Origin of the sequence: Aidingimonas lacisalsi (assembly GCF_008079445.1) — a bacterium.
Taxonomy (GTDB): domain Bacteria; phylum Pseudomonadota; class Gammaproteobacteria; order Pseudomonadales; family Halomonadaceae; genus Aidingimonas; species Aidingimonas lacisalsi.
Genome location: NZ_VRYH01000010.1, coordinates 20,175 through 33,057, shown reverse-complemented (window position 1 = coordinate 33,057; position 12,883 = coordinate 20,175). Strand labels below are relative to the sequence as shown.

At 57.7% G+C, this 12,883-nt stretch carries 13 protein-coding genes and 1 tRNA gene; 10 read left to right on the top strand and 4 right to left on the bottom strand.

Features of this window, described 5'->3' with window-relative positions; all coding sequences use genetic code 11:
* Positions 1 to 81: 81 nt before the first annotated feature.
* Entirely contained in the window at positions 82 to 882 is an 801-nt protein-coding gene (locus FVV99_RS16555; protein ID WP_148255241.1) for a TlpA disulfide reductase family protein, read from the bottom strand.
* Between the two features lie 124 nt (positions 883 to 1,006).
* Between FVV99_RS16555 and FVV99_RS16550 the strand changes: the two genes are divergently transcribed.
* Positions 1,007 to 1,243, top strand: a complete 237-nt coding sequence (locus tag FVV99_RS16550) for a hypothetical protein (RefSeq protein WP_148255240.1) — start codon at positions 1,007 to 1,009, stop codon at positions 1,241 to 1,243.
* Here FVV99_RS16550 and FVV99_RS16545 read toward each other — a convergent pair.
* Positions 1,240 to 1,659: a hypothetical protein gene (locus FVV99_RS16545; RefSeq protein WP_148255239.1), complete on the bottom strand. Its 420-nt coding sequence runs from the start codon at positions 1,657 to 1,659 to the stop codon at positions 1,240 to 1,242. The genes FVV99_RS16550 and FVV99_RS16545 overlap by 4 nt on opposite strands.
* Before the next feature lie 247 nt (positions 1,660 to 1,906).
* Here FVV99_RS16545 and FVV99_RS16540 point away from each other — a divergent pair, with 247 nt between their 5' ends.
* On the top strand, positions 1,907 to 2,110 hold the full coding sequence (locus FVV99_RS16540; RefSeq protein ID WP_148255238.1) for a putative motility protein: 204 nt from the start codon (positions 1,907 to 1,909) through the stop codon (positions 2,108 to 2,110).
* Positions 2,111 to 2,210: 100 nt separating this feature from the next.
* Here the strand turns inward: FVV99_RS16540 and FVV99_RS16535 are convergent.
* Positions 2,211 to 2,287 (bottom strand) — tRNA-Pro (locus FVV99_RS16535).
* Positions 2,288 to 2,368: 81 nt separating this feature from the next.
* On the bottom strand, positions 2,369 to 3,358 hold the full coding sequence (ispB, locus tag FVV99_RS16530; RefSeq protein ID WP_148255237.1) for an octaprenyl diphosphate synthase: 990 nt from the start codon (positions 3,356 to 3,358) through the stop codon (positions 2,369 to 2,371).
* A gap of 241 nt (positions 3,359 to 3,599) precedes the next feature.
* On the opposite strand from ispB, the gene rplU reads away from it, so the two are divergent.
* The 8 genes from rplU (at position 3,600) to ileS (ending at position 12,882) form a co-directional block, all read left to right on the top strand.
* Entirely contained in the window at positions 3,600 to 3,911 is a 312-nt protein-coding gene (rplU, locus tag FVV99_RS16525) for a 50S ribosomal protein L21 (protein WP_148255236.1), read from the top strand.
* Positions 3,912 to 3,946: 35 nt separating this feature from the next.
* Positions 3,947 to 4,204 (top strand): 50S ribosomal protein L27, encoded by a 258-nt coding sequence (gene rpmA / locus FVV99_RS16520; protein WP_148255235.1) that lies wholly within the window; start codon positions 3,947 to 3,949, stop codon positions 4,202 to 4,204.
* A 143-nt stretch (positions 4,205 to 4,347) separates the two neighbouring features.
* Positions 4,348 to 5,553, top strand: a complete 1,206-nt coding sequence (gene cgtA, locus FVV99_RS16515) for an Obg family GTPase CgtA (RefSeq protein WP_148255234.1) — start codon at positions 4,348 to 4,350, stop codon at positions 5,551 to 5,553.
* A gap of 8 nt (positions 5,554 to 5,561) precedes the next feature.
* Entirely contained in the window at positions 5,562 to 6,701 is a 1,140-nt protein-coding gene (gene proB / locus FVV99_RS16510; protein ID WP_148255233.1) for a glutamate 5-kinase, read from the top strand.
* A 189-nt stretch (positions 6,702 to 6,890) separates the two neighbouring features.
* Positions 6,891 to 7,157 (top strand): 30S ribosomal protein S20, encoded by a 267-nt coding sequence (gene rpsT / locus FVV99_RS16505; RefSeq protein ID WP_148255232.1) that lies wholly within the window; start codon positions 6,891 to 6,893, stop codon positions 7,155 to 7,157.
* Between the two features lie 153 nt (positions 7,158 to 7,310).
* Positions 7,311 to 8,870, top strand: coding sequence for a murein biosynthesis integral membrane protein MurJ (murJ, locus tag FVV99_RS16500; RefSeq protein WP_148255297.1), 1,560 nt, complete (start codon positions 7,311 to 7,313; stop codon positions 8,868 to 8,870).
* A gap of 87 nt (positions 8,871 to 8,957) precedes the next feature.
* A complete protein-coding gene (gene ribF / locus FVV99_RS16495) occupies positions 8,958 to 10,037 on the top strand; it encodes a bifunctional riboflavin kinase/FAD synthetase (RefSeq protein WP_148255231.1) in 1,080 nt (359 codons plus the stop codon).
* 10 nt (positions 10,038 to 10,047) lie between these two features.
* Positions 10,048 to 12,882 (top strand): isoleucine--tRNA ligase, encoded by a 2,835-nt coding sequence (gene ileS / locus FVV99_RS16490; protein WP_148255230.1) that lies wholly within the window; start codon positions 10,048 to 10,050, stop codon positions 12,880 to 12,882.
* The last annotated feature ends 1 nt before the right edge of the window (position 12,883 follow it).

The following is a 12,883-nucleotide window of genomic DNA, read 5'->3' as shown; positions in this document are numbered from 1 at the left end:
TGGCGGCCTGGTGTCGGGGCGCAGTATGGTAACGGAAAGTCGTGGCACGCTTAAGCATTTCGGCCGCTAGCGTGACATGAATCAGTGCCGGTCTAGCCAGGCACGCAGTTGGCTCCGGCTCAGTTCACCGGCATGGTGTTCCAAGGTGTTGCCATCACTATCGAACAGCATGGTGGTAGGGAGCCCTGGCGCTTGGCTCAACATGGTGAGCTCCTGCTGCGGATCGAGTAGTGCATAACGAAAGTCGAGCTCCTGCTCGTCCAGGTAACGTGACGCCTGCAAAAGGTCCTCACCTTGGTTGACGATGACGACCGTCACGTCGTTGTGTGCATCGGCCTCTTCGAGCAATGGCATTTCGCGTAAGCAAGGTGGACACCATGTCGCCCATAAGTTGACCAGAACACGTTCGTCCTCGATATCGCGTAGGTTGAGTTCGTCACCTTCCAGAGTCTTCAACGTGATGTCGGGTATCTGCTGAATGGGGAGCGTGCTGCCCAACGGGTTCCAGGCCGTGATGATCAGCCATAGAACAGTGCCGGCTATCAGCATGGAGCAGGCACTCAAGAGCGGTCGGACCTGTCGGCGGAAGACCCAGATTGACCAGCCTATGGCGGCGATCAAGCCCCAGACGGTGCTGTATCCAGGTTGCCAAAGTTTGAACATATCCAGCAGGGCGCCTTGGTATGCGTCGATGTTCATCGCTATGTGGCCGAAACGGGCGCCTAGCAACCAGAACAGCACCATCGGGTTGAACCACCGGGTATGCGCGCGTCGTGTCAACTTGAGTAAGAACGTACTGACGAACAGCAGTACCAAGCCTGTTGCGAACGCATACAATCGAGGTAATGAAATCAGTAGTGGACCAATGGCGAGAGCGTCCATGACAGAGGTAGAGCTCCAACTCGTCGAGTTTGGTGTGGGGTGACGATAGGCAAGCCTACTGTCATCATGACATGGATGTCACCCATTCATTGAGTGGCCTTCGACCTCGTCATGGAGTGCCTGCATGGCTGGAACGTCTTTCGATACCCTGCGTGCCCTAGCCATTGCCAGTCAGGCAATAGGCTTCATCACCATCTTGACGCTGGAGACGCTGTTAGCGGATGCGGCGCGACCTTGGCAAGCTGTGACGTTGGGGGGGATGTTGGTCGCGGCATTGAGTATCGCCACGGCACGCCTGTATCGGAAAAACAAGCACCGTAAACGTTTGGAACGTGCACAGCGGGCTCATGAGGAAGACTAAGGGCGTACTGAGGCATATTGCGGGCTGGTTGGTGCACAACGGCTGGGGTCGATAGCCACGACTTGCAATTGATGGCCCTCGGGCATGTTGCAGTGCAGTACGCGCCAGGCGCATCCCGGTGCACTACTGCCTTCGCTCTCGAACAGTGAGGCGCCATGGCGTCTCAAATGGGCGCACGTGCTGGGAAATTCGGAATCGGCCACTTCAAGCGTCATTCTGCGTGGCTCTGAGGAGGTTTCGCTCGCCAGTAGCATGAGTACTTGAGTATGTCCGCGCTCGTCGGTCCCCAGTTCGAAGGTGGCTCCCGTGTCAGTGAGCAGGAGCAATGGTAGAGCCAGGATGTCGCGACAGAAATGCACCATGGTGCCGAGATCACGCACCTGAAGTACGGCACGGTCGAGAGAAAGGCGCTGCATGACGAACTCCCTTTTCAAGCCTTTGTCTATTGTTATCGATTATCGCCATCATTATGGACCAAGGTGGTGCAGCAGACTGCTGGATTCTTTTGATCTAGACGATTGAAGTGAACTATTCCGCTGCCGATAGATAGAGTGTGCTACGTTATTTGCGGGCAACTTGCTAATGGCGGAGCATGGCGGCTACGTTGTTCGTCAACGCACCGCTGTTGATATACATGTCCAAGCACTGTTAATGGGAGTTGTTATGGATGGAGCGATCGAAGGTTCGGTGGGTGCCTCTCTTGCGATGCAACAATCGCAGATGATGCAGGAGGCGCAGACCAAGGTCTTCAAGGAAGCGATGGAAACGCAGGAGAACCAAATCGCTGACTTGATGGACTCCGCCGCTCAGGCGCCGCAACTGGCAACTGAAGGTAGTGTGGGAACTCAGCTCAATACCTTCGCCTGACGATTCACTCACCGACGCCATGTCAGTTCGTTTTGATATGGCCGTAACGAAAAACCGCCACCCGGAGTGCTCCGTAAGTGGCGGTTTTTGCTGATGTTCTTGGTCGGAGTAGCAGGATTCGAACCTACGACCTCTGCCTCCCGAAGGCAGCGCTCTACCAAGCTGAGCTATACTCCGACGAACGACGGACAGAAAGGCTGTCTTCTCGACGATGCGCAATTATACGTATCTTGCTGGGCGATGCAAGGCGTCGGGGGCTCAAGCCTGGCGTTCCACCGCCATATGAGCGAGGTTTTCCATACTGGCTCGGTATTCGTTGTCAGGCAGAACTTCGAGCTGTGCCAGTGCCTTATCGGCCATTGCCTCAGCACGTGCTCGCGTATAGTCCAGTGCTCCAGTATCGTGCACGATACCTAGTACGGCATCCAGATGTTCCAATCCCCCCTGGCGAATGGCGCGGCGCACCAGGCTGGCCTGCTCCGGGCTGCCAGTGGCCATGGCATGAATGAGTGGCAGGGTCGGCTTGCCTTCGGCAAGATCGTCGCCAATATTCTTGCCCATGGCCTGGGCTTCACCTTGATAGTCGAGTAGATCATCGACGAGTTGAAATGCCAATCCTAGATAGCGGCCATAAAGCTGAAGCGCTCGTTCCTGGTTCGGAGAGGCATTGGCCAGGATAGCGCCGCTGTGTGACGCAGCTTCGAATAGCATGGCGGTCTTGCCCTGAATGGTGTCGAAATAGGCGGCTTCATCGACATCCGGGTTGCCGACATTGGTTAATTGCATGACTTCGCCTTCGGCAATGGTGCAAGTCGCCGCCGACAGTACTTCCATGATCCGCATCGAACCGACTTCGACCATCATCTGAAAAGAGCGCGAATACAGGAAGTCTCCGACCAGAACAGAAGGGGCATTGCCCCAGGCATCGTTGGCGGTTGCCTTGCCGCGTCTCATATGGGATTCGTCAACGACATCGTCATGCAGCAAAGTGGAGGTGTGCATGAATTCGATCAGCGTCGCCAGGGTGATGTGCTTGTCGTGTCGATAGTCCAGTGCGCGTGCCGCCAGCAATACCAGTAAGGGGCGTAGTCTTTTACCGCCGCTATCAATGATGTAATGACCGATCGATTCGACCAGCGGTACCCGTGACGCCAGTTGTGTCAGGATGGTGCGGTCGACGGCTGTGAAGTCGTCTGCTACCGCAGCGTGTAGAGAGGGCGGCGCGGTTGGCGATGCTGTTGGCTGCATGGGCGTTGCTTATCCGGAATGGGGTCGATGAAGATCGGCCTTGGGTTGCAAGCTATGCTATGGATGGCTAGGGGGGGCGTCAAGCAAGCTGCATTGTGACAGTGGCTTGTGTCAAGCTTCTCGTGTGGTTATAATCCGCCGCCCGGCTCATCATGCTCCCTGTCAGATGGTTGCCAAGAAGGGCGCCACTCGCAGCAGGCCGATGAAGAGCGCAACCCGATGAGTAGCTGGAGAACGTTAAATGTATGCAGTGATCAAAAGCGGTGGCAAGCAATACCGCGTTCAGGAAGGTCAGACCCTGAAGCTCGAGAAGCTGGAAGTGGCCACGGGTGAAACGTTGGAGTTCGATCAGGTACTGCTGGTTGCGGATGACAATGACGTGAAAGTCGGAGCCCCATTGGTGGATGGTGCCAAGGTTGCGGCGGAAGTCGTTTCCCATGGCCGCGGTGACAAGGTGCGTATCATCAAGTTTCGTCGCCGCAAGCACCACATGCGTCGCCAGGGTCACCGTCAGTGGTTCACTGAAGTCAAGATTACCGGGATTTCCGCATAAGCGGTTACGCCCCCTGAAAGAGCGAGGTAATAGCAATGGCTCACAAGAAGGCAGCCGGTTCCACACGTAACGGTCGCGATTCCGAATCCAAGCGCCTTGGTGTCAAGCTGTTTGGCGGTCAGGCCGTGATACCGGGCAATATCATTGTCCGTCAGCGCGGCACCAAGTTTCATGCCGGTACTGGTGTGGGTATCGGCAAAGACCACACGCTGTTCGCCCTGAATGAGGGTGTGGTCAAGTTCGAGACCAAAGGGCCCAAAAATCGCAAGTTCGTGAGCATTGTCTCCGCCTGAGAGCTTGCGAGCTTGGTGAGTGCCTGTCTCCGAGCCCATAGTAGATTCGCGTGTCGATGCAAGCATGGGTTCGGCTAGCAGAAGGCCCCGCTTAGGCGGGGCCTTCTTGTATTATGACGGTAGTACCGTCGGGAGAGCGAGCGATGCAGTTCGTCGATGAAGCCTCAATCATTGTGGAAGCTGGAAGGGGTGGCAATGGCTGCTTGAGTTTCCGGCGTGAAAAGTATGTACCCAAAGGTGGGCCTGATGGCGGCGATGGTGGGCATGGCGGCAATGTGTACCTGATCGGTGACGATGCCTTGAACACCTTGATCGACTTCAAGTATCAGCGCTTCTACAAGGCACAGAACGGTCAGCCAGGGCAAGGCCGTCAGATGAGCGGTAAGACGGGGGAGGACCTCTATGTCAAGGTTCCGGTGGGAACCACGGTGATTGATGAGGATACCCTGGAAGTCACCGCCGATATCACCGACGCTGGACAAAAGGTGCTGGTGGCGCATGGTGGGCGTCGCGGTTTGGGTAATATCCACTTCAAGTCATCGACCAATCAAGCGCCTCGCAAGACGACACCGGGGACGGACGGTGAGCGTCGCAATTTACGCTTCGAGATGAAGGTGATGGCAGACGTTGGCTTGTTGGGGATGCCGAATGCTGGCAAGTCGACCCTGATTCGCTCCGTTTCGGCGGCCAAGCCGAAAGTAGCGGATTATCCTTTTACGACGCTCGTGCCTAATCTGGGAGTCGTCCAGCTCGGTCGTCACGAGCATTTCGTGATGGCGGATGTGCCGGGATTGATTGAAGGTGCATCCGGTGGCGCGGGGCTGGGGTTGCGATTCCTCAAGCATCTGACGCGGACACGGTTGCTGTTGCATGTCGTCGATGTGGCTCCGTTTGATGGGTCCGACCCCGTGGCGACCGTCCAGGCAATTGCCCATGAGTTGGAGCAGTTCTCGCTGGCCTTGGCCGAGCGCCCTCGCTGGCTGGTCATCAACAAACTGGATATGCTGCCTGACGCAGAGCGTGACGAGGTCGTATCCGACCTCCTCGCTCGTCTCGATTGGCAAGAGCCGGTTTTTCAGGTGTCCGCCCTCAGTGGCGAGGGTACCGAGGCTCTTGTGAACGCCGTGTATCGTTGGTTGACCGAACGGCGGCGCCTGGAAAACGAAGATGCAGCGGTTGCGGAGCAGGAGCGTATCATCTGTCGCCGTATGGAGGCTGAGTCGGTGGCGCGCACTGAAGCCAGATTGGGGCGTAAGCGTCGGCAAGATATCGATGATGACGATGATGACTTCGACGATGATGACTTCGACGATGATGATTATGATGTCGAGATCGAATATGTACCGTGAGGAATACCATGACTGGCCGTGAGAAGCCGCCTGGGCGGGACGCCCTCGTGAATGCCCGGCGCGTGGTGGTGAAGATCGGTAGTTCACTGCTGACCAATGATGGCCGAGGCCTCGACGATGAGGCGATCGGTGGCTGGGTCGACCAGATAGCGGCCCTCCATGCGCGTGGCATCGACGTTGTGTTGGTCTCTTCGGGGGCGGTAGCGGCTGGCATGGTCAGGCTTGGATGGCATGAGCGACCATCGGCGGTGCATGAGCTACAAGCGGCAGCCGCAGTGGGTCAGAATGGTCTCACCGAATGCTATGAGGGCCATTTTGGTCGCCATGGTCTGCTGACTGCCCAGATATTGCTCACGCATGACGATCTTTCCAACCGCAAGCGCTACCTCAATGCTCGCTCCGCCTTGCGAACATTGGTCGACCTTCACGTTGTGCCGGTCATCAATGAAAACGACACGGTAGTCACCGATGAGATTCGTTTTGGTGACAACGATACGTTGGGCGCTCTAGTCGCCAACCTGCTCGAAGCGGATGCCTTGGTGATACTGACCGACCAGGATGGATTGTTCGATGCCGACCCACGCTATCACCCCGACGCTCGTTTGATCAGGGAGAGTCACGCCGATGACTCTCGACTGGCTGCCATGGCTGGAGGTGGGGGTGCCTTGGGCAGGGGGGGGATGGCTACCAAGGTGCGAGCCGCCCAACTGGCTGCACGCTCCGGTGCGGTCACTGTGATTGCGAGTGGCCGGGAGCGTGATGTCTTGATGCGATTAGCCACGGGGGAGCGTGTCGGTACCTTGTTGCGGCCCGAGCAGGCACCGATTGCCGCTCGCAAACGGTGGCTGGCTGGCCAGTTACAGGTGAGAGGCTGGCTGGTATTGGACTCCGGTGCTGTCGGCGTATTGCGTGACCGTGGGTCTAGCCTGCTGCCCGTGGGGGTCAAATCGTTAACGGGAGAGTTCGTGCGTGGTGACATGGTGCTCTGCGTCGATGAGCATGGTGAGCGTGTGGCAAAAGGACTGGTCAATTACGGTGCGGAAGAAGCCGCCAGAATTCTCGGCGAACCAAGTTACCGAATCGAGCGAATACTAGGTTATATGGAAGCGCCGGAGTTGATTCATCGGGATAATTTGGTGGTGCTATGAGTGCGTATTCTCGTCTGGTACGCGGCGGTAGCAACTAGCGAGTGCGATATGCTAGAATCTCGCATCCTCTCAGACATGGCCCGTGCAATTCATCAAGGCCAAACCGGTTGGGTGGTCATTTTCCCAGCCAGGTCAGACATTTATCGATAGTTGCCGATGGTACGGTAATCATTCTCCAAGGAGATAATGGTGGCAAACAGTAAACAAGCTCGTAAGCGCGCCCGCCAGGCTGAAGAACGTCGCGTCCATAACGCGAGTCAGCGCAGCATGGTGCGCACCTATGTCAAACGTGTGATCAAGGCCGTCAAGACCGGTGATCATGGTAAGGCAATGGATGAATTCAAGCAGGCCCAGCCGATCATCGACCGCATCGCTGACAAGGACGTGCTGTCCAAGAAGAAAGCGGCGCGCCTCAAGCATCGTTTGAATAAGCGAATCAAGGCGCTGGCTGCGTAACGCCGGTCACCTTGATCAAAAAACCGGCTTCGGCCGGTTTTTTTGTGGCTGCTACTTTACGCCCATGACAGCCTGTTTTTTACGACCAAAGGACCTGTAAGCACTGTGGCCACTGATGATCGTCCGACACCGGCGGCAACCGATGAACCCGGTATGGCGGTAGATGCACCGTCCGGGCGGGCCGGTCTGTTGCGTTCGGGCGTTATCGTCAGTGCGATGACCATGATATCGCGTGTCATGGGTTTGGTTCGCGATGTCGTCGTTGCCGTTCTTCTAGGGGCGACCAGTGGTGCTGATGCCTTCTTCGTGGCATTCAAGGTGCCCAACTTCATGCGCCGTCTGTTTGCTGAAGGCGCCTTCAATCAGGCATTCGTGCCGGTCCTGTCCGAGTACGCGACACAACGTACCCGAGCGGAAATCCGCGAGTTGCTGGATGCTGTTTCCGGTAGCCTCGCTGTCGTCCTTGCCTTGTTGACGGCGCTGGCCATGTTGGCTTCGCCGTGGCTGGTGTGGGTGTTTGCGCCGGGCTTCGGCCGTGATCCAGCCAAGCTGGCGCTGACGGCAGATATGTTGAGACTGACGTTTCCCTACTTGCTGCTGATTTCGTTGACGGCGTTTTCGGGAAGTGTGCTCAATACCTGGAACCGATTTGCCGTTCCGGCCTTTACGCCAGTATTGCTCAATCTGTCGCTCATCGGGGCGGCCGTGCTATTGACTCCTTGGATGAGCAACCCTGCCATGGGGTTGGCTTGGGGCGTCCTGATTGCCGGTTGTGCTCAACTGATGTTCCAGGTGCCGTTTCTGGTTCGCCTGGGGCTGCTGCCACGGCCGTGGCCGCGCTTTTCCCATCCTGGGGTCCGACGTGTGATGACACTGATGATTCCGGCACTGTTCGGGGTATCGGTAGCACAGATCAATCTCCTGCTGGACACCGTGCTTGCCTCGTTGTTGGTGTCGGGAAGTGTGTCATGGCTGTACTACTCCGACCGTCTCATGGAATTACCGCTGGGCGTATTCGGCGTGGCGATAGGGACCGTCATCTTGCCGGCCTTGTCCAAGCGACATGTCGAACAGTCACGTGAACACTTCGCGCGCATGCTCGACTGGGCGGTACGTGCAGTCCTGCTGCTGGGGTTGCCGGCAGCCTTGGCCCTGGCGGTGCTGGCGGAGCCACTGCTGATCAGTTTGTTCCATTATGGCGCCATGACCGAGAATGATATCGTCATGGCAGCCATGAGTCTGAGAGCCTATGCCTTCGGCTTGGTGGCATTCATGTTGATCAAAGTGCTGGCGCCTGGGTTCTTCGCCCAACAGGACACCAAAACGCCAGTCAAGGTCGCGACCATGGCCATGGCCGCCAACATGGTCTTCAACTTGGCATTGGTCTGGCCTCTGGCACATGCGGGGTTGGCCTTGGCCACGGCCTTGTCCGGGTTCATGAACGCCGGTTGTCTAGGATGGCTACTGAGAAAACGAGGTATCTTGGTCTTTCAAGCTGGCTGGGGACGCTTCGCCATCCAACTGGGAGGTGGATGCTTGTGCATGGGAATCGCCCTATGGTGGTTCTCGCCGGATTGGCGCGTTTGGCTGGATTGGTCGGTCTGGCACAGGGCCGGCCATCTGGCTGGATTAGTGTTGGGGGGGGCCGGCGTTTATTTTGCTTGGCTGGCGGCGACGGGGGTTCGGTTACGCCACTTTCGCCTGGCGGCGTAGATCATGGATCAGCCCTACCGACATCGGTGATAGGCGCTCGCTGTACAGACCGTTATAATCAACGTTCGATACGACCTTGGGTAACGCATGCAATTGATTCGTGGGCTGCACAATTTGCGCGATGCACATCATGGTTGCGTAGCTACCATCGGCAACTTCGATGGCGTGCACCGAGGGCATCAGGCCATTCTCGATCAGTTGCGAGAACGTGCCAGGGACCAGAGGTTGCCGGTAGCTGTTGTCGTATTCGAGCCACAGCCACGCGAATATTTTGCCGGTGACCAGGCTCCCCCGCGCTTGACGCGTTTGCGGGACAAGGTTCGTCTGTTGGCTGCGTATGGAGCCGAACGTGTGCTTTGCTTGCCGTTCAACGAGGCCTTGCGCTGTCTGACGGCCAGGGAGTTCATCGATCGGGTGTTGGTCGATGGGCTGGGGGTTCGCCACCTGGTCGTAGGCGATGACTTCCGGTTCGGCCGCGAACGCGATGGCGACTTCGCATTGCTTGCCGAGGTTGGTGCCGAAAGGGGCTTCGGTGTCGAGCATACCAGGGCGTTTCTTCTCGACGATGAGCGTGTCTCCAGCACTCGCGTCCGCACGTTGTTGACCAGCGGCAATTTTTTCCAGGCGGCACGGATGCTGGGTCGTCCGTATCAACTGTCGGGCCGCGTGGTCGTCGACCAACAACTGGGACGAACCATCGGGATGCCTACCGCCAATCTGCCACTGTTACCGCAGCCATTGGCTCTGCGTGGCGTGTATGCCGTGGTCTCGACGCTCCCGGATGGACGCCGCTTGCCTGGTGTAGCGAACATTGGCTGGCGACCCACGCTGGGTAGTACGCGACCCGTGCTGGAAGTTCACCTGCTTGACCTCGACGAGGACCTTTATGGTATGCGGCTGCTCGTGACGCCGTGTGTTCGTTTACGAGGAGAGATCCGTTTCGATGGACTCGAGTCGTTGAAGCAGCAGATCCATAGAGACCGACAACGCGCACGCGCGTTTTTCGCTGCCGCAGAGACGCGCGAGGTCGGAATGCTGCCGACCACGCTGATGGATGGTACGAGCGTGGATGTATCGCTGCCCCTGGCATCGGCACCCCTGGCTTGCGATTCCGTGACAATTGATACGTCGGCAGGCCCTACGGCCGCCGGCCATGATGATGGCTGATCCTGAACCTATGAGCGACTACAAACACACCCTGAATCTGCCCGAGACGGATTTCCCCATGCGGGGCATGCTGCCCAAGCGCGAACCCGAGCGGGTAGCGCGCTGGCAGGAAATGGACCTCTACCGCCGCCTGCGTGAACAGGGGCAGGGGCGCGAACCTTTCGTCTTGCATGATGGGCCTCCCTATGCCAACGGCAGCATCCATATCGGTCATGCCGTCAACAAGATTCTCAAGGACATCATCGTCAAGTCGAAATTTCTGGCCGGCTATGATGCGCCGTACGTGCCGGGCTGGGACTGTCATGGATTGCCGATTGAGCACAAGGTGGAAACCACTCATGGCAAGCACCTTCCGGCCGAAGAAGCCCGCAGGTTGTGTCGTGAATACGCCAGCGAGCAGATCCAGGAGCAGATGAAGGATTTCGTGCGCCTGGGGGTGGTTGGCGATTGGGACAATCCCTATCGCACCATGGATTACGTCAATGAGGCTGGCGAGATCCGCGCGCTGGCCGCGATGGTCGAAGGTGGCTATGTATTCAAGGGACTAAAGCCTGTCAATTGGTGCTTCGATTGCGGCTCGGCGTTGGCGGAAGCAGAAGTCGAATATGCTGACAAGACGTCCGACGCCGTCGATGTCGCCTTTCCTGTGGCTGAATCGGAGAAGCTGGCCGAGGCCTTTGGGTTGAGCGAGCTGCCCAAGCCGGCTGCTGCCGTCATCTGGACGACGACACCCTGGACGATTCCTGCTAACCAGGCACTCAATGTGCATCCCGACGTGGTATATGCGCTCGTTGACGTAGGAAGTCGGCTGCTGTTGATCGCTGAGGAACTGGTGGCTTCCTGTCTGGAACGCTTCCAGCTCGAGGGGCAGATCGTTGCGACGGCGCAGGGGCAACGGCTCGACAGGATCGACTTCCGCCACCCGTTTTACGAGCGATGCTCACCTGTCTACCTGGCTGATTATGTCGAGGTCGAGGTGGGCAGTACCGGAGTGGTTCACTCCGCTCCTGCCTATGGTGTGGATGACTTCGAAACCTGCCGAGCCCATGGCATGGATTTCAGCGACATCCTGAACCCGGTTCAGAGCGATGGCGTGTATGCTGAGGAGTTGCCCCACTTCGGCGGCCAATTGATCTGGAAGGCCAACCCTCGGATCGTCGAGACGCTGCGTGAGGTCGATGCCTTGTTGGCACACAAGACCATCACCCACAGTTACATGCACTGCTGGCGCCATAAGACCCCGGTCATCTATCGTGCTACAGCGCAGTGGTTCGTGGGGATGGATGTCCAAGACAAGCAGGGAATCAGTCTGCGTCAGCGGGCACTGGAGGGGGTCGAGGCGACACATTTCACTCCGTCCTGGGGGAAGGCGCGGCTACACGCCATGATCGCCAACCGTCCGGATTGGTGTATCTCTCGTCAGCGCAACTGGGGGGTGCCGATTCCTTTCTTCTTGCATCGACGCACCGGGGAGCTCCATCCCAGCACGGTAGAGCTGATGGAAGCGGTTGCCAAGCGTGTGGAGAAGGAGGGAATCGACGCTTGGTTCCGCCTTGATCCGACCGAGCTGCTGGGTGACGAGGCCGGTGATTACGACAAGGTTACCGATACCCTCGACGTCTGGTTCGATTCAGGTACGACGCATTGGCACGTACTGCGCGATTCCCATCAGCTCGGTCATGCGCAAGGGCCGCGTGCCGACCTCTATCTGGAAGGCTCCGATCAGCATCGGGGCTGGTTCCATTCGTCCCTGCTCACCGGTTGCGCCATCGACGGTCACCCTCCTTATAAGGGGCTGCTGACCCACGGCTTCACCGTCGATGCTCAGGGACGGAAGATGTCGAAATCGATGGGCAATGTCGTTGCCCCTCAAGAGGTCATGGATAAGCTGGGAGCCGATATCCTGCGCCTGTGGGTGGCCTCGACGGACTACTCCGGCGAGATGGCGGTATCCGATGAGATTCTCAAGCGGATTGCCGATGTGTATCGCCGTATCCGCAATACGTCACGCTTCTTGTTGGCCAATCTCAATGGTTTTGCACCAGATCGTCACGCCGTACCGTTCGACGAGATGCTGGCACTGGATCAATGGGTGGTCGATCGGGCCGCGCAACTACAGGAGCGGATCCGCAAGGCATATGCCGATTACCGCTTCCTCGATGTCTACCAGCAGGTGCATACCTTCTGTGCCCGTGAACTGGGCGGCTTCTACCTGGATGTCATCAAGGACCGGCAATATACGACGCAACCCGAATCACTGGAGCGTCGCAGCTGTCAAACGGCACTCTATCATGTCGTCGAGGCGCTTTGCCGCTGGATCGCGCCGATTCTGTCGTTCACGGCAGATGAGATCTACGAGCATATTCCAGGTGTGCGTTCCGATAGTGTGCTGTTGGAGACCTATTATGAAGGTCTGACGTCCCTGGATGAGACAGCGCTGTTGGGCCGAGACTTCTGGGAACAGGTGCTGGAGGTCAAGCAGGCCGTCAACAAGTGTCTGGAAGAGGCTCGTAACGCCAAGGCGATCAACAGTGGCCTGGCGGCAGAAGTGACACTTTATGCCAGCGATGCCTTGCGTGAGACGTTAGCACGGCTGGGTGACGAACTTCGTTTCGTGCTGTTGACCAGTGATGTTCGTCTGGCTTCTCTCGCCGAGGGTAATGATGCTGAAGCGACCGATTTGGATGAGTTACGGGTTGCCGTGTGGGCTTCACCGTACAAGAAATGCGAGCGCTGCTGGCATCATCGTGAGGATGTGGGAACGCATCCTGAGGCGACCGACCTTTGCGGTCGTTGCATTTCCAACTTGCCTGAAGGGTCGGGGGAAACCCGTCGCTATGCATGAC

Excerpts from the sequence above, each read along its gene's own strand:
- ribF (WP_148255231.1), top strand. The coding sequence starts at position 8,958 with ATGCAATTGATTCGTGGGCTGCACAATTTGCGCGATGCACATCATGGT.
- ispB (WP_148255237.1), bottom strand. The coding sequence starts at position 3,358 with ATGCAGCCAACAGCATCGCCAACCGCGCCGCCCTCTCTACACGCTGCG.
- FVV99_RS16545 (WP_148255239.1), bottom strand. The coding sequence starts at position 1,659 with ATGCAGCGCCTTTCTCTCGACCGTGCCGTACTTCAGGTGCGTGATCTC.
- ileS (WP_148255230.1), top strand. The coding sequence starts at position 10,048 with ATGAGCGACTACAAACACACCCTGAATCTGCCCGAGACGGATTTCCCC.
- proB (WP_148255233.1), top strand. The coding sequence starts at position 5,562 with ATGACTGGCCGTGAGAAGCCGCCTGGGCGGGACGCCCTCGTGAATGCC.
- rpmA (WP_148255235.1), top strand. The coding sequence starts at position 3,947 with ATGGCTCACAAGAAGGCAGCCGGTTCCACACGTAACGGTCGCGATTCC.
- FVV99_RS16550 (WP_148255240.1), top strand. The coding sequence starts at position 1,007 with ATGGCTGGAACGTCTTTCGATACCCTGCGTGCCCTAGCCATTGCCAGT.
- FVV99_RS16555 (WP_148255241.1), bottom strand. The coding sequence starts at position 882 with ATGGACGCTCTCGCCATTGGTCCACTACTGATTTCATTACCTCGATTG.
- murJ (WP_148255297.1), top strand. The coding sequence starts at position 7,311 with ATGGCGGTAGATGCACCGTCCGGGCGGGCCGGTCTGTTGCGTTCGGGC.
- rplU (WP_148255236.1), top strand. The coding sequence starts at position 3,600 with ATGTATGCAGTGATCAAAAGCGGTGGCAAGCAATACCGCGTTCAGGAA.
- FVV99_RS16540 (WP_148255238.1), top strand. The coding sequence starts at position 1,907 with ATGGATGGAGCGATCGAAGGTTCGGTGGGTGCCTCTCTTGCGATGCAA.
- cgtA (WP_148255234.1), top strand. The coding sequence starts at position 4,348 with ATGCAGTTCGTCGATGAAGCCTCAATCATTGTGGAAGCTGGAAGGGGT.